Genomic DNA, 21,021 nt, shown 5'->3' with positions numbered 1-21,021 from the left:
CACTGGCGTGAATTTTGCGCATTGACGACGAAGTTTATCCAGGGTATTCGTAGCCTGTGGTTGCATACTTAGTAACCACTGTTTTCTTTTCCACCAGACCAAAAAATGAGGGAAACGAGGCATGAAGAGACAAAAGCGAGATCGCCTGGAACGGGCACATCAACGTGGGTATCAGGCCGGAATCACAGGGCGGCCAAAAGAAATGTGTCCTTATCAGACGCTGAATCAGAGGTCCGAATGGATGGGAGGCTGGCGAGAAGCCATGGAGGACAGGGCCGTCATTGCCTGATTCTGTCTCTTTAAACAAGAAACCTCCGCATTGCGGAGGTTTCGCCTTTTCTGCACTGAGTGATTCTTTATGCCGCATGACACGGCAAGCAGCATCAGAACGCAGAGGTGTCCTGGAACAGACCCACTTTCAGATCGGTTGCGGTGTAGATAACACGACCATCAACCAGCACTTCACCATCCGCCAGACCCATCACCAGACGACGGTTAATGACGCGTTTGAAGTGGATGCGGTAGGTGACTTTTTTCGCGGTCGGCAGAATCTGTCCGGTAAATTTCACTTCGCCTACGCCCAGCGCGCGGCCTTTGCCTTCACCACCGAGCCAGCCCAGGTAGAAACCAACGAGCTGCCACATGGCGTCAAGACCGAGGCAGCCTGGCATTACCGGGTCACCGATAAAGTGGCAGCTAAAGAACCACAGGTCCGGATTAATATCTAATTCAGCTTCAACATATCCTTTGTCGAAATTCCCACCGGTCTCGGTCATTGATACCACTCGGTCCATCATCAGCATGCTTGGGGCAGGTAATTGTGGGCCTTTTTCGCCAAACAGCTCTCCGCGACCAGAGGCAAGAAGGTCTTCTTTTGTATAGGATTCGCGTTTATCTACCATGTTCTAAGTAAGCCTTATTGTGAGTTTCGGACGCAGGATAGCTAACACGTGTACGCTGAACAAGTCCGATCAGTTCGGACTGAACCAACTGAGCCAACGAAGCGGCCACGGATAACGGTGACGAGGGTCCTGTTGCGTCGCCTGCGCGATGCGCTCCAGGATAGTCTGCTTCAGTGTAGTTTGTCCTTCTGCATCCCAGACCAGACGGGTTAATAACGGGAGTGCATCCGTGACATCTTCAATCGCCCAGATGGAGAATTGGCCCGCTTTGACGGCATCCAGCAGATCCTGGCGCAGACAAAGATGACGCACATTCGCATCCGGTACAATCACGCCCTGGTTGCCATCCAGCCCGCGGCTTTGACAGATGGCAAAGAAGCCTTCGATCTTCTCGTTGAGGCCACCAACAGGCTGCGAGCGGCCAAACTGATCTACTGAGCCGGTGATAGCAATACTTTGGCTGATAGGCACTTCTGCCAGTGCGCTGATCAGGGCACACAGCTCGGCCATTGAGGCGCTGTCACCGTCCACTTCGCTGTAAGATTGCTCGAAGGTCAGCGATGCGGTGAACGGAATCTGTTGTTCAAGCTCAAGTTCGGCCATCAGGAAGGACTGCATAATCATCATGCCTTTCGCATGAATGTTGCCACCCAGTTCCGCTTTACGTTCAATGTCGTTGAATTCGCCATCGCCGATATGCACGACGCAGCTGATACGCGAAGGTTCACCAAACGCACGTGGATGACCAGGGAATTCAACAACTGACAGGGCGTTAATCTGCCCAACCTGCTCACCTTCTGTTTCAATGAGGATCTGTTCTAACAGAATCTCATCCTGCATACGTTCCGCCAGATAGCCTTCACGCCATTCGCGCTGAGCGAGCATGGTATTGAGCTGCTCTGCGTCAAAGGTCTGCGCTTCGATCATGGCAGACACTTCACGTAACTGGCGAGATAACCACAGCGGACAGAGCGGGAGCGTCTCCTGGTCGCCGGTGTAGCGAACCGCTTCACGAATCAGTACCGGCCAGGCATCAGCAGCCGGGGAGGGCAGTTCAGCTTCCTGAGCGACCAACTGTACCCATTGACACCACTGCGCCAGGGTTTCTGCGTCGCTAATCTGCAGAGTATCTTCGTATTCGCTGTAGATAGCCTGTTCAGCAAGCTCTGGCTCCATCTCCTGGAAGTCCGCCAGAGAGTCGCGTTCGCCCACGAGGATGACCCGAAGATCAAGCGGCAGTGACGGAATGGAAACGGGCAGGGGACGGGATTCATCAAATGCAACCCAGTCAAAACGATTGCGAGTCACCATGGTTTTCAAACGCATCCACAGCAACGGCTGCGCCAGCAGCGTACGCAGAGAGATAACCAGCGTGCCGCCGTTGGCCTGGTGTACGAGACCGGGTTGCAGGGTAATCTCATTGTTGAATTGGCGCAGGCAACCAAATAGCTGCTCGGCTTCGACCCAGTCAGCAACGACAACCTGGCTTTTGCCGGCAAAATTAGCATCTGCGTTTTGTGCCGGAGTGAGAGTAATCGTCGCGCCATTAACCTGGTAGTCACCACCGACAATTTCGCTTTCCTCGGACTGTAGCGCAGCCACTGCATCGGCAACGATCGTCAGGTACGTTTCCTCTTCTGGCGCTTTGGCCAGCATAAAGCGTGACGTTGCCACAGGATGGAGCAGTTGCTCCAGCGCATAGTGTAATCGGGGTTGGGTATCGCCCAGGAAGAATGCCGTCTCGTCAGTAAGTGCGGACTGCTTAAACACATCCTGATAGCTCTCGGTATCAGGAGTCAGTTCATTCCATTCAAGTTTTGTAATGGTCAAAGTCGTTTTTTTAGTCTGATGTAAAAGGCGGGATTATACCGTAAACGTATGGGCAGCACACAGGGAATACACGTTTTCCGCTGGTAGAAGTGCCGTCGGGATGCGCAGAATGTGATTTCTTTTCAGCAGAGCAGAAAAAAACTGATATTCTGAACTGAGTTACACGGTAACGTTGAGATCGCAATGAAATATCAACAACTGGAAAATCTTGAAAGCGGCTGGAAATGGAAGTATCTGGTGAAAAAGCACCGGGAAGGTGAGCTGATCACAAGATATGTCGAAGCCAGCGCGGCGAAAGACACCGTCGATTTATTGCTAACCCTCGAAAATGAACCCGTGCAGGTTAATGCCTGGATTGAGCAACATATTAATCCGTCCCTCATGAACCGCATGAAGCAGACGATTCGGGCGCGGCGTAAACGCCATTTTAATGCTGAGCATCAGCATACGCGTAAGAAATCAATCGACCTGGAGTTTGTTGTCTGGCAGCGCTTGGCTGCTCTGGCGCAGCGTAGGGGGAAAACCCTCTCGGAGACGATTGTGCAGCTGATTGAAGATGCTGAGCATAAAGAAAAATATGCCACGACGATGTCGTCACTTAAGCAGGATTTGCAGGCGCTGCTGGGCAAAGAATAATTTTTCTGCGCTCTATTTTATTCAGGCAATAAAAAACCCCGCATAGCGGGGTTTTTTTACAGCAAGTGAACTTAAGCCTGAGGCTGAGTTACAACGTCTTTGCTGCCACGAACTTCGATTTCTACGCGACGGTCCGGCGCCAGGCAATCGATCAGCGCAGCACGCGCTTTCACGTTGTCACAGGTGCTGCCAGTAACCGGCTGGGATTTACCCATGCCACGTGCGGAGATTTTGTTCGCCGGGATACCTTTAGAAACCAGGTAATCAACAACGGACTGAGCACGTTTCTCAGACAGACCCTGGTTGTAAGCGTCAGAACCGATGCGGTCGGTGAAGCCCAGAACCACTACGGAACCGTCTTTCGGATCCAGATTACTCAACTGACCATACAGCTGATCCAGCGCCTGCTGACCTTCCGGTTTCAGGGTCGCTTTGTTGAAGTTGAACAGTACGTCAGACTTCAGCGTGAAGTGTTTGGTCTGTACTTCCGGAGCCGGAGCCGGAGCAACTACCGGTGAAGCTTCTTCCTGCTGGCCGAAACGGTAAGAAACACCTACGCTCAGCATGCCGTTGTCCGGACGAGTACCAACGGTGTTTGCATCACCGATGTTGTTAACCCACTGGTATTCCAGACGGGTAGCGATATCACGGGTAACAGCCCACTCAACACCACCAGCGAAGACCGGGGAAACACCGGTGTCGTGGTCTTTGAAGTGAGCGTCAGCGCCAGGGACGTTAGCTTTAGCGTCTGCACGCCATACCATGCCGCCCAGACGGGTGTAGATATCCAGATCGTCAGTGATCGGGTAACCCAGTTTAGCAGTCAGCTGTACGCCTTGAGCCTTGAACGCACCATTTACGGTGTCGCCTTTGTACGGCATACGGCCTAACCAGTCGTAACCCATTTCAAAACCGATATACGGGTTAACCTGATAGCCACCGAACGCACCTGCACCAAGCTGGCTTGAATGGGTCGGGCCGTCGTTCGGAATGAAGCCGGTGTCGTGGAACTGAGACCAGCCCAGTTTACCACCTGTATACCAGGTATTATCTTTCGGAGCGGCCTGCGCTACGGTAGCGAAACCAGCCAGTGCCACTGCAATCGCGATAGCTGTCTTTTTCATTTTTTGCGCCTCGTTATCATCCAAAAATCGCCATGAAAATCTCGATGAGAAGTCACGGTTAAATCCTTCACCGGGGGCATTGCTCATCAGTCCCTATAGAGATATCTTCACGATATCTTTGGCTTATGCCGAGCACCCCTGGCGATGTAAAGTCTACAACGTAGTTGGAAACTTACAAGTGTGAACTCCGTCAGGCATATGAAAAAAAAGGCTTTGTATACACAATATTTAACAATTCTGCGGAACTATTCGCCAATTCAGATGCCTTGCAAGTCGCCTGGATCGGGCATTGGCGCTGTATTTCGCTGATATTGCGCTTGTGTTAGTCCGACAGAAAAATAATCCCAGGATTTATCCTAATTTTACTCAATGATACAAATTTGAGTGAATTTTTATCCCCGAATGCTGTCTCGCAGCAAGAGGATTGTGCTGTACCGGCCGCATCACAAAACCTATTGCGTTTCCTTCTTCGGCCGCCATTGCCAGACGGTGATGTTCCTCTTCGGTCAGTTCTTCTGCATGCCAGCCAATAACCACACTGTAATTGCCCGTACGTAGCGCACGAATCATTGACTCCAGCGTTAGGCAGGGAGAGAGCTGGCTGATTTGCATGACCTTGGTCAGTGGCAAACCGACAGACTGTACCCATTCACGACTTAACTTTTGTTGTGGCGTTAACCAGAGCTGCCAGCGCGATTGTTGACCCAGCTGCTGTAATAAAGGCAACAACAGCAGTTGTGTCATTCCGGGTTGGTCTTCGCGATAAACCACTTCGCTAATCAGCCCCGTAGAAGCCTCGGTGGCCCCCGCGTTGTGTGCGGAAAGAAATTGTGTTGAACGATTTGCACGGCTTAATGAATGGTACATGATCAACCCAGTCCTGTTAGTTACTGTATAAACATACAGTAACCCCTGAACGTTCAAAGATCAACCTCATTTTCTGAAAGCGTCTCGCAAGTTTGTCTTGTATTGCGTTCAAGCCGCAAAATTATCTTGCCGAGTTGCGCATACTTGCCTATGTTCCTCATTAACGGATTATTTAATGAAGTTAATGTTTTTACTCCATGATTTTTAAGGACATAATCATGAAAAACATATCCTATCAAAGGATCTATCAGTCACGGGAATACCTCGCTCCACTGGGCAAAATCCGCTTTCGTGCGCACTTCGGAGGGTACAGTTTATCGATAGACAACACTGTGTTTGCGATGATTGCAGAGGGGGAGTTGTACCTGCGTGCCTGTGAGGAGAGTGCGCAGTACCGTGTGGCAAAAAGCTCTCCGCTTCTGACCTTCCACAAACGTGGCCGTACGGTTTCTCTTAACTATTACTTTGTCGATGAGCATCTCTGGCGAGACTTACCAATGCTGCTGAGGCTTACATCTCAGTCGCTTGCTGCGGCACGGCAAGAAAAAGTGGCACGCGATGCGCCGCACCGTCTCAAGGATTTACCCAATATCAACTTTCAACTCGAAATGCTGCTTTTTGATGCCGGCATCCCGGACGAACATATGCTGCGTCTTTTGGGGGCAAAAGCATGCTGGTTGCGTTTAAGAGCAATGAACAAGCATACGGGCATCAAGATACTACTGGGGCTGGAGGGGGCGATTATCGGCCTGCACGAAGCGGCGCTCCCGGCGCTGCGACGCCAGGAGCTGATCGACTGGTATAACGAACTCGACCATGAAAAAATCCAGGGTCATTAGTCTATGACCTGCCGCTGTAAACGGCACATTTCTGGCAACAGGGTGATAAGTAGCCCTAGCTGTTGCAGTACGAGAGGTTCTTTGCTGTCAGGGCGTGGCTCAAGATGTTTAATTCGTCGGGACAAGTCTGCCAGCGTTAACTGCACACGCTCTTCATCAGCCGGTTGGTGGTGAAGAGCGTCATCCACGTAACATACGGCATCGTCCAGTAAGCGAAGGATCGCGGGATGCGTAAGCTGTTCGCGGTGGGCACCTAGGGCTGATAGATAGCTGGTAAATGTGTGATTCAGGCAGAGCAGGCGAAATGCCACCTCACGCAATTCAGGTGTTGCGCCAGGCTCAGACGCCATATTGGATACCACCGATGCCAGTTCTGCATCGCGATTGTAGGCATTCCTGCGGGCAACGCGATAGGCCAGGCGGTTATCGCGGCCCTGGTGATACTGTTCGAGAATGGCATCAAGATAGCGACAGTTGGCATTAAATGCCTGCTCCGTCACACGTGGAAGATTGCGAAAACGCCAGTCCGGCCAGATAAAACTCACCGCCGCCCAGGCAATGGCGCACCCGATGATGGTGTCGATGACGCGTGGGATAGCCACTTCAAAACCTTCGCCAAGCAAGTTAAAACAGAGCAGTACCAGCAGCGTAATGAACATCGTGGCCTGTGCGTACTGTACGAGACGGAAGGCGAAAAAAAGTACGCCTGTAACCACAATCAGTACCAGTTGCCCTTCCAGCGAGGGCACGAAATAGAGTACGGGAAGGCCAAGGGCGATACCCGCAATGGTCCCGACAATACGTAGCGTGAGGCGGTGGCGCGTGGCGTTGTAGTTAGGCTGACACACAAACAGGCTGGTAAGCAAAATCCAGTATCCGTGATGCAGCCCGGTAATCTGAATGACGGCGTAACCCGCGCACAGCACGACGGACATCCGCACGGCGTGGCGAAACAGCGCTGATTCCGGCGTCAGGTTATTGCGCAAGCGCAGCCAGATATCGCTCAGACCATGCAGGCTGTCATCTGCCAGCAGGTTTTCCGTTTCGTTTGTCTGCGAGGCTTGTGGTTGCCCGGACTCAATGCTCGCCAGCTGTGCGTCGATGGCGCGCAAGTTATCGAGCAGAAATCCCAGCGCTTTTATTTGCTCAGGCGACGTTGTTCCGCTGGCACGAATACGATCCAGTGCGGCATCAAGATGTATGAACGCGCGTTCGAAGCGGTTGTCATGTTGGTAAGGATTACGCAGCAGGATCGCGCGTGCCAGCCTGGCACAGGCCTGAGACTGCAACGTGATTAAGCGCTGAAAGCGGAACATCACATCGCTGTAGCGAAAATGCTCCCGCAATGCCTGGTACTGTATATGAGAAGAACTGGCGCGCTCATGAATGTCCTGCGCGGCAAAATAATAGTGCAGTGTACGCCGGGTGCCTCGTTGTCCGCGATCGCCCCGAAGGCGTGTTAACAACGATGCTTTGGTCTGGTTTAAGGTTGTTACCAGTTGCCCGTTGGCTAACGCAAGTTCGTAAAGCGGGGCCTGGCTTTCCTCTTCGATATCCGGATCGAACAGACGTGCTTTGAGCTCCAGATACTGAGACAACTGCTCGTAGCAGCGTGCCAGATTGTCCTGCAAGGGACGGATGGGGAAGACAAGGTGTCCGGCCAGCGTCAGCACGTTAAACCAGACCGCTCCCGCTAACAGCAACAACGGCTGCTGATACCATGAACTGTACAGCGTGGTGCCCAGCATTGTGTAGATGGCGATGAGCAATGCGCCGAACGCAATGGTGGCGTAGCGTTGCCCCAGCCCTCCCAGCAAAATAAAGCCCATCGTGGACGTTACCAGCCCGATGGCTAACAGCCACGGCCAGGGAAACAGTAATTCGACCGACGCCGAGGCGATAAAAAACGAAATCAGGGTGATGATTAAATTACGCAGACGGCCCGTCAGACGATCGTCGAGATCCGCCAGCGCCGCGGCAACCACGCCCAGGGTTAGAGGGATAGTCAGTTTCACTTCGCCAAGCAGCCACGGCAGTGCAGCCGTGCCGCTTAGCGCAATGAAGATCCGCATGTTGTAAAGCCAGGCGCTATTCCAGGTGTACCGGCGAAGCAGGGGGCTCAGCATAATATGGGTGACTCGTTTATGGGAAAAGGCGGCGAGCATTGGCTTCGCGCGCGGCACGGGCCACCTCTACCGACACAACGCGGCGGCCGACCGGCCATACGGCAATAGCCGCAATTTTAAAATTGGCAATCCCGGTTGGAATGCCAATGATCGTGATGCACTGGGCAATACCTGCCACAATATGCATCACGCAGAGCCACCAGCCAAACAGCACGAACCAAAGAACGTTGAGCACCGTCCCGCCCGCATTCAGCAGCGTGCTTTTGCTGCCAGGGTTTAGCTCATCGACATGCACCGCTTCGTTGCCCCAGGGGATCAGCGACAGTTTGGTGATTTCCCAACAGGAACGCGTAAGCGGCAGGGTAATCACCAGAGCAACGCTCATAATGGTCGCCAGCAGCCAGCCGAGGGTCGTGGCAAAACCGCCAAGGACAAAGTTCAGTATATTCAGAACGGTACGCATATTACCTCAATGCTATTCTGTCAGGGAATTGACCTGACAATTGTAACGATTTTTTGGGCTGGAGCACGTATTCTCTGGCGGTTAAACTGGCAATCAGAGTCATAAGCTGAAAAAGGATGTGTGATGGAACTAAAAGCGACTTCATTGGGAAAGCGGCTGGCGCAGCATCCTTATGATCGAGTGGTCATCCTTAATGCGGGCGTAAAGGTTTCCGGCGATAGACATGAATACCTGATTCCCTTCAATCAGCTACTTGCTATCGAGTGCAAGCGTGGCCTGGTCTGGGGCGAGCTGGAGTTTGTTCTGGCAGACAACAAAGTCGTGCGTTTACACGGAACGGAATGGAATGAAACCCAGCGTTTTTATCAGTATCTGAATGAACGCTGGATGGCGTGGAGCACCGAAATGAGCGAAGTGTCCGCAGGTGTGCTGTCGGCACAACTTGCGGAAATTTCCGGGCGCATGGACGGGGGGAAATGGCTCACGCGTGCGCAGCTTAAGGGTGTCGAGCAACAACTTCGCAAGGCGTTCGATGCGCTGCCTGTACCCACCAGCCGTCTTGATGCTTTTGATAACTGCCGCGATCTATGGCGGCAATGCCAGGCATGGTTAAAAGATACCGAAGCCGGCCGGGCGAAACATAATCAGGCATGGACCGACGACATGCTGACCCAGTACGCGACCTTTTTTAAGGATATCGAAAGCTCTCCGCTCAATCCGGCGCAGGCAAGGGCGGTGGTTAATGGTGAAAACGCGCTGCTGGTGCTTGCCGGTGCGGGCAGTGGCAAAACCTCGGTGCTGGTGGCGCGTGCGGGTTGGCTGCTGGTTCGTGGCGAGGCGGCACCGGATCAGATCCTGCTACTGGCCTTTGGTCGCAAAGCCGCGCAAGAGATGGATGAGCGCATCCGTGAGCGACTGCATACGGATGAGGTAACTGCCTGGACTTTCCACGCGCTGGCGCTATACATCATCCAGCAGGGCGGGAAAAAAGCGCCCGAGGTAAGCAAACTCGAAAACGATGCCAGTGCCAGACAAGCGCTGCTAATCAAAACCTGGCAAGCCCAGTGCGCAGAGAAAAAAGCGCAGGCCAAAGGCTGGCGGCAGTGGCTGGAAGAAGAGCTGCAGTGGGAGATTCCGGACGGCAGCTTCTGGAATGATGAAAAACTGCGGCGGCGGATGGGCCCCCGGCTGGATCGCTGGGTTAGCCTGATGCGCATGCATGGCGGCAGTCAGACCGAAATGATCGATGCGGCACCTGAAGAGATCCGTACGCTGTTCAGCAAAAGGGTCAAACTGATGGCACCACTGCTGAAAGCCTGGAAAACCGCGCTTAAAGCGGAAAACGCTGTCGATTTTTCCGGCCTGATTCATCAGGCGGTTAACGTGCTGGATAAAGGGCGTTTTGTCAGTCCGTGGAAGCATATTCTGGTCGATGAATTTCAGGATATCTCGCCGCAACGCGCTGCGCTGCTGGCGGCATTACGCCGGCAGAATTCGCAGACCACTCTGTTTGCGGTTGGGGATGACTGGCAGGCGATTTACCGTTTCAGTGGTGCGCAATTGTCACTGACTACGGCGTTTCATGATTACTTTGGCGAAGGCGATCTGTGCGCACTGGATACAACCTATCGCTTTAACACCCGCATTGGTGAAGTGGCGAACGGGTTTATTCAGCAAAACCCGCATCAGCTTAATAAGCCGCTTAACAGCCTGAGCGCCGGAGATAAAAATGCGGTGACATTGCTGACGGCAGATCAACTGGACGGGCTGCTCGATAAGCTCAGCGGCTACGCCACGCCGGAAGATCGCATCCTGGTGCTGGCGCGCTACCACCACGGTAAACCTGCCAGCCTGGAGAAAGCCGCTACCCGCTGGCCGAAACTGCAGCTCGATTTTATGACGATTCATGCCAGTAAAGGCCAGCAGGCCGATTATGTCATCGTACTGGGGTTGCACGAAGGGCAGGATGGTTTTCCGGCGCCCGCACGCGAATCCATCATGGAACAGGCGCTATTACCAGTGCCGGAGGATTTCCCTGATGCCGAAGAACGTCGCTTGCTGTACGTGGCCATCACGCGAGCACGTAAGCGCGTCTGGCTGCTGTTTGATAAAGAAAATCCGTCGCGATTCGTTGAGATACTCAGGCAACTGAATGTGCCGGTGGCGAGAAAGCCCTGAGAACAGGCGGCGTAAGCCGCCTGCATACTTTTATTTCAGGCGTTCAGCGAGGTAGCGCTGGTAATCCGGGATCAGGATTTCCACGCTTTGTGCAAAACCGGGTGACTGGATAATGAAATCGGCGGTGGAGAGGTTGGTAGCAACCGGAATATTCCACACGGTCGCCAGACGCAGCAGTGCCTTAACGTCAGGGTCATGCGGTACCGCATTCAGCGGGTCCCAGAAGAAAATCAGCACATCAATTTTCCCTTCCGAGATAAGCGCGCCGACCTGCTGGTCGCCACCCATTGGGCCGCTCAGCATGGCATTAACTTCAAGACCGGTCGCGCGCGAAATCAGGTTACCGGTTGTGCCAGTGGCGTAGAGAACGTGATTTGCCAGCTTTGGCTGATGGCGCTCGACCCAGGTCATCAGCATCTGCTTGCAGTGGTCATGCGCAACCAGCGCAACGTGCTTTTGTACGGGTAACGTGCGTGTAGTGAGTTCCATAATCCGATTCCGTTAATGTAATTTCGCTACAGATTACTGGAAGCGCCTGATGCTGCAAGAGAATGGCGTAAAAAATTGTGGGCGAATGCGCGGAATGTTAACTGGCACGGATCATGACGAGGGTTGTTGCTTAATCCATTGCATAAAACGGTCGCGGGTTTGCGGATCGGCCTGCTGATACCAGAACTTAAGGCGCTGTTCCGTGAGGGTTTGAGAGTGCGTTGGCGGAATATCCAGTTCAGATACGCCAGAGAGCAGGGTGCTGTCGTCGGCCATCGTCGCAAATCGGGAGAGCGAGGTATATTTGCCCGCTTTATTGTACTGCTCGACCTCACGCTCATAATCAATGCTTTTGGGGTTTGCGCTGATCTCCAGAATATCGAGTTTCACAGGAATCGGCGTGGCATTACCATCCAGCAAAGCCAGATGAGGCGTGGCATTAAACATATCGGCCGCCTTTTGCGTATCGATGGTGGGAAAGTTGAAATTCACCTGGCTGACGCGCTGGGTATCAAAGGTGGCAATCAGCGGTGCGGAGATAAACAGACGGGAGTCGTGATTGCCCGCCCCAACGTTTTTTTCAACCCGAAAGACCACCTGATGGACGCCATTTTCCAGTTCGATACTTTCGGCTCCGCGCAGCAGCGAGCTGGAGACCTTTTTGCCGTCAAGCACCAGTAAGTCGACATCGGAGGACAGACGCAGCGTGGTGGCCAGTACATTAACCGGTATCAAACACGTGTTAATGAACACTTTCCACCCGCACTTCATCGCGCGCTCCCGTTTTACCTTGCTTACTGACCCGCCAGGACATTCACCATTCAATATATTTATTAACTTATAGACATATAACGTGCTCTCGCACTCATACTTCTGTATGGGATACGTGGTTGTGGCGGAATGTTTGACATACACTTTGGGAAACCGCTGGAGGAAACCATGAAAGAAACCGATATCACCGAGATCCTGAAATCGACACGTACTATCGCGCTGGTGGGTGCGAGCGATAAACCTGACCGACCGAGTTATCGCGTTATGAAATACCTGCTCGACCAGGGCTACCGGGTTATTCCGGTCTCGCCAAAAGTCGCGGGTGAGACACTTCTGGGGCAGCAGGGATACGCAACGCTGGCAGATGTGCCGGAAAAGGTGGATATGGTTGATGTTTTTCGTAATTCAGAAGCAGCATGGGGTGTCGCCCAGGACGCTATTGCCATCGGTGCCAAAACGCTGTGGATGCAACTTGGTGTGATCAACGAGCAGGCTGCAGTGTTGGCCTGTGAAGCAGGATTGAAAGTGGTGATGGACAGATGTCCGGCTATCGAGATTCCACGCTTAGGACTCGCAAAATAAAAACACCCCGCCTGACGGGGTGTTGTCAGTTACGCAGGCGGGGTGCCTGCAGTTGCCTGCGGATTGTGCGCGCCAGTTCATCCATCGACGGTTGTTCAGGATGTTCTTGCTGAATCTCGCTGGTCAACTGTGCTTCGGCCAGATAGGTATGTACCGGCTGGCCGTCGTCATCTTCCATCACGACGTGATACCAGGGCGCTGCCCGCAGCTCATCGTTAACCGCCAGCTCGTCGACCGACGGTTCGTCGAGTGAAAACTCGGGGTCAATATCCACCACCACACCCAGATAGCCGAGCAGCGAGTGGCGAACCTGCTGACCAATACCGTATTTGCTGGCAATCATTGTCACCTCCCGGGAACCTGTACATAACCCAGATATGCGGGCGAGGCTCCAAATATCAAGTTACATGACGCGACAGGCAAACCCTTTCAGATACAGTCCTTCCGGGTAGGGAGCGATCACCGGGTGATCGGCGGCCTGACGGAACTGCTCTATAAATTGTACATCACGGCCAGCATCTATTGCGGCATCGGCGATGATTTTCTGAAATAAATCCGTGGTCATCAGGCCGGAGCAAGAGAAGGTCATCAGCACGCCACCGGGGTTCAACAGCAGAATGGCAAGCATGTTGATATCCTTATAACCGCGGCACGCACCCTGCAGTTGGCTTTTGTTTTCCACGAATTTTGGCGGATCCATCACGATCACATCAAACGTCTCGCCCTGATCGCGATATTTGCGCAGCAGTTTGAATACGTCATCACGAACAAATTCCGCCTTGCTGAGGTCAAGCTGGTTTAACTCAACGTTCTTTTTGGCAACGTCCAGTGCTTCCTGTGAGGTGTCCACGCTCACCACCTGACGGCAATTGCCCATCAATGCGGAAACGGCGAAACCACCGGTGTAGGAGAAGCAGTTCAGGACGCGTTTGTCGGCAACGTAACGGCGGGTTGCCAGGCGGCTGTCGCGCTGATCGAGATAGTACCCGGTTTTGTGACCGGTCTTGATATCGACATACAGCTTCATGCCATTTTCTTCGATAGGCAGCAGTTCCGGCGGCAACTCACCCACAACCGGACCCTGCGCGAGCTCCAGGCCCTCTTTTTTACGTACCGCAACGTCGCTGCGATCGTAGATGGAGCATTGCGGGTAGAGCGCCTGCAGCGCAGAGATCAGGGCCGCGCGTTGGTATTCCGCGCCGGCACTCAGTAGTTGCAATACCAGAAAGTCGCCGAAGCGGTCAATGGTGACGCCCGGTAAACCGTCGGATTCACCGGCGATCAGACGATAGCTGTCCAGCCCGCCGCGTTGGGCCAGCCAGTCACGCCATTGCTGTGCCTGTTGCAGGCGGCGAGTAAAGAATGCGGTATCGATGAGTTCGTTCTTGTCGAAGGTCCATACGCGAGCGCGAATTTGCGATTCAGGCGAAAAGGCACCGCGTGCCAGCCATTTACCCTGCGCATCGACGATGTCGATCGTCTCACCGAGGCGGGCTTTCCCTTCCATGCGGCTTACGGCACCGGAGAAAACCCAGGGATGGCGGCGCAGCAAGGATTTCTCGCGCCCTTTGGCTAAGACTAAACGGGGAAACCTTGCACTTGTAGATTCGGTCATACCGGAGAACCTCTGACGAACGTCAATATTAACCGGGGGCGATATCGGCCCGGCTGTTGATAATTAAACGGCGCGTAGGGTAGCACACATGCCCGGTCCAGGCATCAGCCTGTGGCAGTGAGCGTTTCGGCACAAAATGAAAACGTTCGGGCACAACCTCCGTGCACGTTAAATCTTAAATTGTATTTCTCAACACAGACGAGGAAATACAATGAAAAAAATCACCTTCACTGCCCTGGGTTTTTTGGCTATCGGGAGTTTTAATGCTATCGCGGGTTCCACGTTTAGCCTCAGCAGCGCGGATATTCAGAACCATCGCTTAGCACAGCAACACGTCTTTGAGGGATTTGGCTGCCATGGCGGCAATACCTCCCCGCAGCTCGCCTGGCATAACCCGCCGGCAGGAACCAAAAGTTTTGCAGTGACCGTTTATGATCCGGCGGCACCGACGGGAAGCGGCTGGTGGCACTGGACGGTGGTGAATATACCGGCGCAAACGCAAACGCTCCCCACCGGGGCGGGTGATGAAAAGCGTCACAAGCTGCCGGCCGGGGCCGTTCAGGGGCGAAATGATTATGGCTATGCAGGTTTTGGCGGCGCGTGTCCTCCGGTCGGCGATAAACCGCATCCTTACCAATTCACCGTATGGGCACTGAGTACTGATAAACTGCCCATTGACAATAACGCAAGCGGCGCGCTGGTTGGCTATATGCTGAACAGTAACCTCATTGCGAAAGCGAGTTTCACAGCAACCTACGGACGATAAAGGTGACCCGGTGCAGAAAGTTCAGTTCCAGCATAGAACGTTAACGGCGGCAGAAGTGCGCTCGAACCATCTGCATCGTCTGCACCGGGTAAAGCTTTTCAGTGCCGCGATTTGCCATATTACTCAGGGAAGCAAGGTCATTATCCAGGAGGAGAATCGGGTTGTGGCGACCCCCGGTGAGCTTATTATTATCCCGGCGAATACCTCTCTTGATATTATTAATCAGCCCGCACACGGCCAGTTTCGTTCTGATTTATTAATGCTATCGCCCGAACTGCTTTCAGAATTTAAGACGCAATATATACAGGATTTCCCGAGCGCCAGGCCCGCCTCCGTATGCGCGCCGATGAGCGATGGCCTGGCATTCATGTGGGACAATTTATTGCATGCGGTGCGCCATGATTTAGCGGAAAAATTGCAAAAACATCAGGCGATGGGGCTGTTGCTGGCACTACTTGAAGACGGGATGGCTGGGCCGCTGCTGATTGAACGCAGCTTTAATCTGACCGAGCAGGTGCGGCAAATTGTCATGCTCTCGCCCGCGAAGAACTGGAGCGTGCAGGAGATAGCCAGGCAACTTGCCGTGGGCGAATCCACCTTACGCCGTCGGCTTAAAGATGAGTCGCAAAGCTACCGACAGATTGTGGAAGAGGTGCGTATGTCGCTTGCCTTGTCACAGTTGCAGTCGACAACCTTACCCATTGGTGAAATTGCCTCCCGATGTGGGTATCTTTCTGGTTCGCGCTTTACCGCCCGATTCCGGGAACATTATGGGTGTTTACCTAAAACCGTGCGCTGAAGAACATCCTTTCTACGACTAAAATAAAGACTGATTCGGCGTTAGACGAGGTCATTATGGCGAATGAAACAACATCGTATTGCGTAATATGCTGGGTTCACGGCGTGGTTCAGGGCGTCGGGTTTCGTTATAGCACGCAGCGTGAGGCGCAGCGCCTCGGGTTAACCGGCTACGCGCGCAATATGGACGACGGCAGCGTAGAGGTTGTCGCCTGTGGCGATAGCGAGAACGTAGAGCAGTTGATTGCCTGGCTGAAAGCGGGGGGGCCGCGCAGCGCCAGGGTTGAAAAGGTCTTAACTGAGCCTCATCAACCCGGCAGAGAATGGACGAACTTTGGCATTCGCTATTAAATGCATTTTACCGGTTTTGGCAGGCCAGCAATTTTTGTTGCCTGCTTGGCCGGCCCCTTCGGGAAGAGGCGATACAGGTAACGGCTGTTGCCTTTCTCTTCGCCAAATTTATTCGCCATGGCTTTTACCAGCATGCGGATGGCAGGCGACGTATTGAATTCCAGATAAAATTCGCGCACAAAGCGCACCACTTCCCAGTGTTCAACTGCGAGGGTGATACCTTCGTTTTCGGCAATCGCCGACGCCAGTGCTTCGCTCCACAGAGTCGTGTCTTTCAGATAGCCTTCGCTATCGGTTTCAATTTCTTTACCGTCAAAGATCATGGTCGTTCGCAAGGTGAGTCAATAACGCGGGGAGTGTAGCAAAAAACAAAGCCCCGCATAAGCGGGGCTTGGGGATGCCATTGTGCGGTTAGTCGCGGCTGGCGAAGCCCAGGATACTCAGCAGGCTTACAAAGATATTGTAGAGCGACACATACAGGCTCACGGTTGCGCGGATGTAGTTGGTTTCGCCGCCGTGAATGATGTTGCTGGTTTCATACAGGATTGCACCTGAGGAAATCAGGATGAACACTGCGCTAATGGCCAGGTGCAGCGCCGGAAGTTGCAGGAAAATATTGGCAACCATCCCGACCAGCACAATCACGATACCTGCCATCAGCATACCGCCGAGGAAGGACATGTCTTTACGCGTTGTCAGCACATACGCCGAGCAGCAGAAGAACACCAGTGCGGTACCACCCAGAGCCAGGCCGATGATATCGCCCATACCCGCAGACAGGTAAGCGTTCAGGATTGGGCCCAGGATGTAACCCAGGAAGCCGGTAAAGGCAAAGGCTGACAGAATACCCGCCGGGGAGTTCGCCGTTTTATAGGTCAGGAACATCAGACCGTACATCCCAACCAGCGTCAGAATCAGACCCGGAGACGGCAGCATCAACACGGTGCTTGCGGTTGCCGTGATGGCGGAAAAGGCCAGCGTCAGGCTCAGTAAGAAATAGGTGTTACGCAGCACTTTGTGGGTGCTAAGCAACGATGAACGGTCGCGCGAGGAGGTAATAATACGATCCATGAGGCACTCTCTTTTAACATAACAGATGTCATTAAATGTCGAGGATAGGAAATCCCCGTTTCCTTACAAAGTTGTTTTACCCATCTTTACTCAAAAAGCAAGCGATTCTGTTTGGGTAAATATTCTTCAATTGCTCAAAGATTAAGCATAAGTGCGCATTTGAAGAAAATAACCATACCGGTGTCTTATATGTCACTGAAAAATATTGCTCTGATGTCTTTAGCGCGCTAAGAAAGAAGTCGCGTCGTCATCAGGAATATAATCAGGGCGAAAAAGATGAAATCACGACATTTTACCCGCATTACCTTAAGCGCTTTAACGATAGCCATTATGAGCGCCTCCGCGTCGTTACATGCGGCGACAGTCCCCGCAGGAACAGAGTTGGCGGCCCAACAGGAGCTGGTTCGCAATAATGGCAGCGAGCCTGCGTCTCTTGATCCGCATAAAGTAGAAAGCGATGTCGAATTCGGAATTGTCAGAGATTTATTCGACGGGCTTGTGGCGGTAAAAAAAGATGGCACCATCGAGCCACGTCTCGCAAAAACCTGGGAAAATAAAGACAATACGGTGTGGGTGTTTCATTTGCGCCCCAACGTGACCTGGTCCGACGGAACGGTCATCACGGCAAAAGATTTCGTCTGGAGCTGGCAGCGACTCGTCGATCCGAAAACCGCATCGCCTTATGCCAGCTACCTGGGCAATATGCATGTCGCGAATGCTGCTGACATTGCTCTGGGCAAGAAAGCGCCCGATACGCTCGGTGTTAAAGCGCTGGACGATAACACGCTTGAGATTCGTCTGACTGAGCCGACGTCAGCATTCCTTGCCATGCTGGGGCACCCGTCACTGGTGCCGGTCGATAAGATTCTCATCAGCCGCTTTGGCGAAAAATGGACCAAGCCTGAGCATATCGTGACCAGTGGCGCCTACAAGCTCAGCGACTGGGTGGTGAATGAGCGGATTGTCGCGGTACGCAACACGCGTTACTGGGACAACAGTGCCACGGTCATCAATAAAGTCACCTATTTGCCGATCTCATCTGAAACCGCCGATGTAAACCGCTATAAAGCCGGTGAGATAGACATCACCTACACCGTGCCGGTTAATCAGTTTGTTCAGTTGCAAAAAACGCTCGGCGACCAGGTCAACGTTTCACCGCTGCTGGCGACCTATTACTACGAATTTAATACCACCAAAGCACCGTTCAACGACCCGCGCGTACGTCTGGCGCTTAATATGGCGCTGGATAAAGATATCATTGCCGACAAGGTGATGGGGCAGGGGCAGCGTCCGGCCTGGGTCATCAGCCAGCCGGAAATCGGTGGGGTGAAACTGTCTTCACCGGACTACGCCAGTTGGCCGCAGGAGAAACGGATTGCAGAAGCGAAGAGGTTGCTCAATGAGGCCGGGTTTAATGATGCCCATCCGCTGTCGTTTAATCTGCTCTACAACACCATGGAGACCCACCAGCGCATCGCCATTGCCGTCAGTTCGATGTGGAAGAAAAACCTGGGGGTAGAGGCGAAGCTGCAAAATCAGGAATGGAAAACGATGCTCGACGCCATGCATACCGGCCATTTCGACCTGGTGCGCTATGCCTGGAACGCCGATTACGATGATGCTGCGACCTTTTTGAATAACTTCCGCACCGGCGATAGCGAAAACACCTCGAAGTACAGCAATCCGGCCTACGATGAGGTATTGCGAAACGCTGCCAAAGCGGGCGATCTCGCCGAGCGGGGCAAGTATTACCAGCAGGCTGAAGATTTGCTGGGGCAAGATGTCCCGGCGATTCCTGTCTACCACTATGTGCGCACACACCTTGTGAAGCCGTGGGTCGGCGGGTTTGACTCGGACCGGCTGGGGTATTATTTAACGAAGGACATGTTCATCAAAAAACATTGAGGTGTTTTTGAGGTGAAAAAGCGGCTGTAAAGCGATCGGTTTGTTGTTATTTCAGGCGATTAACACGCTTTTGGCTGTTTTTCAGGCATATGAACATTTCAGGGCTTTACAGATGCAACGGGGATGTTTATAGTGCGCCTCATTCCGGAAGTGTGGCCGAGCGGTTGAAGGCACCGGTCTTGAAAACCGGCGACCCGAAAGGGTTCCAGAGTTCGAATCTCTGCGCTTCCGCCATTTTTATGGCAAAATCAATAACTTACAGAATGTTTTTGATTCTGTCATGCATAAAGTAATGCATTAAAAGCCCGTGTAAAACGGGATTTTTTTGTATCTAAAATCCGTGTTTTCATCAAAAATTTATCCAGTATTAAACCCTTCCAGCGCAACTAAATCCTTTAAAAGCAGTAATCTGATAACAGAAAACCTGCAGTCCATTTTGTAATACTCACCAATCTTAAGAACCTACCTGCATGAGATGCTTAGCTGCATTACGTGAATACTGGACAACCTATTGTTCTGTCAGTTAAAACAACTAAAAATGGTAAAACGGATAGCACAGTAATGAAACGAAGCGAACTCAGGAAAGTATTGGAAGAATGGTTTGATGTTGAACGGTATGAAGTGATAAAAAAACTCACCCTACAGCAATTCTATGTTGAGGTTGAGCGGCGTATCTTGGCCTACAATATGCTGATGCGTCGGGACACGTTACCGCCTCTGAACAGAGCCTTATTGGATGATTACCGCTATAAGATCCTCAGAGGCGAAATTTTGTTTAGCGGCGACACATCCACGCAGGGAGATGGGCTTGCCAGAACCTATGCAGTGGTCCCCGTTACCCGGAGCAACGCACAATTATATGCGAAAAGTTTAACGCTGATTGGAACCCATCCTGAAACATCCAAAATAAGCCAGTCTGAATACATGTCGGAGTATCTGAAGGAATCCGGTATCAAAAGTCTGGCTTCAATTACCGTCGATATCTTCCTGCAAGAGGCTTCAACCGAAGACATCATCGAACACCTGAAAGTGCTCATTCCCCAATGGAAGAAACAGCTAAAAATGAACGATCCGGCTGTTAGGAAGTATCGCTTTGGCAAAAGCACGTTGCGAAAAATCATCGACTACCGACTCATCCCGATGATGGATCTGATTTTTTGGGGGGCAGATAATAATGATACCAAAATCTCACTTTCACTGATGTCATCGCTGCTGCATGAGAACAGCGAGAAGGATAGGGATGAGGGAATGCTTAAGGTGACTGACTATCCGCTGGCTATGGCGTTGCTGACAGACGAGAACTATCTGAAATCGTTTGAAGATTACATGATGGAAAACAATGTCTTAAAAGACACAGAGATTGTAGATCACGTCAAAGACGAGAAGATGACGAAAGAAGACAAGTAAATAAAGGGTTACGTTCGCCCTGAGCGAACGTGATCACATCCATCCTCAACCAGTTTTATCCTGTTCACATCCTCCCATTTTTTTCGAAAAACTCTTTTGCCAACATCCCTAAAACGCCATAAGCGAATTCGCTATTATTGTCCTCGTTGAAACAACAGAGGAAAAAACAAATGAGAAATGAAATCGCAGGTAAAAGATTAATCCGTGTTCCAGAAGTTCTGAGAAGGGCGGATTCAACTCCGAAGTGCAACGCTAAGCCGCCAATCTTAGCTCTGCAAACACCACAGACGGTTGCCTGAAT

The 21,021-nt window shown here is 52.3% G+C and carries 24 protein-coding genes and 1 tRNA gene; 11 read left to right on the top strand and 14 right to left on the bottom strand.

Translation table 11 applies throughout. The features are described 5' to 3' along the window. The first annotated feature begins 121 nt into the window (after positions 1-121). Positions 122-289: a ribosome modulation factor gene (gene rmf / locus ACSZPU_RS05740; protein WP_039078582.1), complete on the top strand. Its 168-nt coding sequence runs from the start codon at positions 122-124 to the stop codon at positions 287-289. A 94-nt stretch (positions 290-383) separates the two neighbouring features. On the opposite strand, the gene fabA is transcribed toward rmf, so the two are convergent. Next, a complete protein-coding gene (fabA, locus tag ACSZPU_RS05735; protein WP_498996410.1) occupies positions 384-902 on the bottom strand; it encodes a bifunctional 3-hydroxydecanoyl-ACP dehydratase/trans-2-decenoyl-ACP isomerase in 519 nt (172 codons plus the stop codon). A 69-nt stretch (positions 903-971) separates the two neighbouring features. Then, positions 972-2,732 carry an AAA family ATPase gene (locus tag ACSZPU_RS05730; protein WP_498996409.1) on the bottom strand — a complete coding sequence of 587 codons (1,761 nt, stop codon included), beginning with the start codon at positions 2,730-2,732 and terminating at the stop codon, positions 972-974. A 183-nt stretch (positions 2,733-2,915) separates the two neighbouring features. Between ACSZPU_RS05730 and matP the strand changes: the two genes are divergently transcribed. Further along, entirely contained in the window at positions 2,916-3,368 is a 453-nt protein-coding gene (gene matP / locus ACSZPU_RS05725) for a macrodomain Ter protein MatP (protein ID WP_498996407.1), read from the top strand. Positions 3,369-3,439: 71 nt separating this feature from the next. Here matP and ompA read toward each other — a convergent pair whose 3' ends face one another. After that, positions 3,440-4,492, bottom strand: coding sequence for a porin OmpA (gene ompA, locus ACSZPU_RS05720; RefSeq protein WP_498996404.1), 1,053 nt, complete (start codon positions 4,490-4,492; stop codon positions 3,440-3,442). Positions 4,493-4,858: 366 nt separating this feature from the next. Continuing rightward, on the bottom strand, positions 4,859-5,359 hold the full coding sequence (gene sulA / locus ACSZPU_RS05715; RefSeq protein WP_498996403.1) for an SOS-induced cell division inhibitor SulA: 501 nt from the start codon (positions 5,357-5,359) through the stop codon (positions 4,859-4,861). A 218-nt stretch (positions 5,360-5,577) separates the two neighbouring features. On the opposite strand from sulA, the gene ACSZPU_RS05710 reads away from it, so the two are divergent. Further along, positions 5,578-6,198 (top strand): TfoX/Sxy family DNA transformation protein, encoded by a 621-nt coding sequence (locus tag ACSZPU_RS05710; protein ID WP_498996401.1) that lies wholly within the window; start codon positions 5,578-5,580, stop codon positions 6,196-6,198. Here the strand turns inward: ACSZPU_RS05710 and yccS are convergent. Continuing rightward, on the bottom strand, positions 6,195-8,324 hold the full coding sequence (gene yccS / locus ACSZPU_RS05705) for a YccS family putative transporter (protein WP_498996398.1): 2,130 nt from the start codon (positions 8,322-8,324) through the stop codon (positions 6,195-6,197). The two genes, ACSZPU_RS05710 and yccS, sit on opposite strands and share 4 nt — an antisense overlap. Positions 8,325-8,340: 16 nt before the next feature. Then, positions 8,341-8,787 (bottom strand): YccF domain-containing protein, encoded by a 447-nt coding sequence (locus ACSZPU_RS05700; RefSeq protein ID WP_498996397.1) that lies wholly within the window; start codon positions 8,785-8,787, stop codon positions 8,341-8,343. 123 nt (positions 8,788-8,910) lie between these two features. Here ACSZPU_RS05700 and helD point away from each other — a divergent pair, with 123 nt between their 5' ends. Then, on the top strand, positions 8,911-10,965 hold the full coding sequence (gene helD, locus ACSZPU_RS05695) for a DNA helicase IV (RefSeq protein WP_498996394.1): 2,055 nt from the start codon (positions 8,911-8,913) through the stop codon (positions 10,963-10,965). Between the two features lie 30 nt (positions 10,966-10,995). Here the strand turns inward: helD and mgsA are convergent, their stop codons facing one another. Together mgsA and csgI are read right to left on the bottom strand one after the other, a co-directional pair. Next, entirely contained in the window at positions 10,996-11,454 is a 459-nt protein-coding gene (gene mgsA, locus ACSZPU_RS05690) for a methylglyoxal synthase (RefSeq protein WP_498996392.1), read from the bottom strand. Positions 11,455-11,565: 111 nt separating this feature from the next. Next, positions 11,566-12,225 (bottom strand): curli synthesis inhibitor, encoded by a 660-nt coding sequence (gene csgI, locus ACSZPU_RS05685; RefSeq protein WP_498996391.1) that lies wholly within the window; start codon positions 12,223-12,225, stop codon positions 11,566-11,568. Between the two features lie 168 nt (positions 12,226-12,393). Here csgI and ACSZPU_RS05680 point away from each other — a divergent pair, with 168 nt between their 5' ends. Continuing rightward, positions 12,394-12,807 carry a CoA-binding protein gene (locus ACSZPU_RS05680; RefSeq protein WP_498996389.1) on the top strand — a complete coding sequence of 138 codons (414 nt, stop codon included), beginning with the start codon at positions 12,394-12,396 and terminating at the stop codon, positions 12,805-12,807. A 25-nt stretch (positions 12,808-12,832) separates the two neighbouring features. On the opposite strand, the gene hspQ is transcribed toward ACSZPU_RS05680, so the two are convergent. The 3 genes from hspQ to ACSZPU_RS05665 are packed head-to-tail and all read right to left on the bottom strand — an operon-like array spanning position 12,833 to position 14,576. Then, positions 12,833-13,150, bottom strand: coding sequence for a heat shock protein HspQ (hspQ, locus tag ACSZPU_RS05675; RefSeq protein ID WP_498996387.1), 318 nt, complete (start codon positions 13,148-13,150; stop codon positions 12,833-12,835). 60 nt (positions 13,151-13,210) lie between these two features. After that, positions 13,211-14,422, bottom strand: coding sequence for a 23S rRNA (cytosine(1962)-C(5))-methyltransferase RlmI (gene rlmI, locus ACSZPU_RS05670; RefSeq protein WP_498996385.1), 1,212 nt, complete (start codon positions 14,420-14,422; stop codon positions 13,211-13,213). A gap of 28 nt (positions 14,423-14,450) precedes the next feature. Continuing rightward, entirely contained in the window at positions 14,451-14,576 is a 126-nt protein-coding gene (locus ACSZPU_RS05665) for a hypothetical protein (protein ID WP_498996382.1), read from the bottom strand. Between the two features lie 57 nt (positions 14,577-14,633). Here ACSZPU_RS05665 and ACSZPU_RS05660 point away from each other — a divergent pair, with 57 nt between their 5' ends. Genes ACSZPU_RS05660 through yccX form a run of 3 tightly spaced genes read left to right on the top strand, consistent with a single transcriptional unit; the run spans position 14,634 to position 16,337 of the window. Further along, positions 14,634-15,188 (top strand): kinase inhibitor, encoded by a 555-nt coding sequence (locus ACSZPU_RS05660; RefSeq protein WP_498996380.1) that lies wholly within the window; start codon positions 14,634-14,636, stop codon positions 15,186-15,188. Positions 15,189-15,198: 10 nt separating this feature from the next. Then, the gene (locus ACSZPU_RS05655; protein WP_498996377.1) at positions 15,199-15,987 is read left to right on the top strand and encodes an AraC family transcriptional regulator; all 789 of its coding nucleotides are present in this window, start codon (positions 15,199-15,201) and stop codon (positions 15,985-15,987) included. 56 nt (positions 15,988-16,043) lie between these two features. After that, on the top strand, positions 16,044-16,337 hold the full coding sequence (gene yccX, locus ACSZPU_RS05650; RefSeq protein WP_498996375.1) for an acylphosphatase: 294 nt from the start codon (positions 16,044-16,046) through the stop codon (positions 16,335-16,337). On the opposite strand, the gene tusE is transcribed toward yccX, so the two are convergent. Next, a complete protein-coding gene (tusE, locus tag ACSZPU_RS05645; RefSeq protein ID WP_498996442.1) occupies positions 16,334-16,660 on the bottom strand; it encodes a sulfurtransferase TusE in 327 nt (108 codons plus the stop codon). The two genes, yccX and tusE, sit on opposite strands and share 4 nt — an antisense overlap. A gap of 88 nt (positions 16,661-16,748) precedes the next feature. Next, positions 16,749-17,408: an FtsH protease modulator YccA gene (gene yccA, locus ACSZPU_RS05640; RefSeq protein WP_498996372.1), complete on the bottom strand. Its 660-nt coding sequence runs from the start codon at positions 17,406-17,408 to the stop codon at positions 16,749-16,751. 330 nt (positions 17,409-17,738) lie between these two features. Between yccA and ACSZPU_RS05635 the strand changes: the two genes are divergently transcribed. The 3 genes from ACSZPU_RS05635 to ACSZPU_RS05625 all read left to right on the top strand — a co-directional run bounded on the left by ACSZPU_RS05635 (position 17,739) and on the right by ACSZPU_RS05625 (position 20,720). Next, entirely contained in the window at positions 17,739-19,313 is a 1,575-nt protein-coding gene (locus ACSZPU_RS05635) for an ABC transporter substrate-binding protein (RefSeq protein ID WP_498996440.1), read from the top strand. Positions 19,314-19,459: 146 nt separating this feature from the next. Next, positions 19,460-19,547: transfer RNA gene (locus tag ACSZPU_RS05630), tRNA-Ser, on the top strand. A gap of 327 nt (positions 19,548-19,874) precedes the next feature. Beyond that, the gene (locus ACSZPU_RS05625; protein WP_498996369.1) at positions 19,875-20,720 is read left to right on the top strand and encodes a DUF6387 family protein; all 846 of its coding nucleotides are present in this window, start codon (positions 19,875-19,877) and stop codon (positions 20,718-20,720) included. Between the two features lie 64 nt (positions 20,721-20,784). On the opposite strand, the gene ACSZPU_RS05620 is transcribed toward ACSZPU_RS05625, so the two are convergent. Continuing rightward, a partial coding sequence (locus tag ACSZPU_RS05620; RefSeq protein ID WP_498996366.1) for a hypothetical protein occupies positions 20,785-21,021 on the bottom strand: 237 nt, incomplete at its 5' end.

This window comes from Phytobacter sp. V69 (assembly GCF_965644215.1).
Classification (GTDB): domain Bacteria; phylum Pseudomonadota; class Gammaproteobacteria; order Enterobacterales; family Enterobacteriaceae; genus Phytobacter.
The sequence above is the reverse complement of the archived record's forward strand: the minus strand, read 5'-3'. Positions and strand labels throughout refer to the sequence as shown.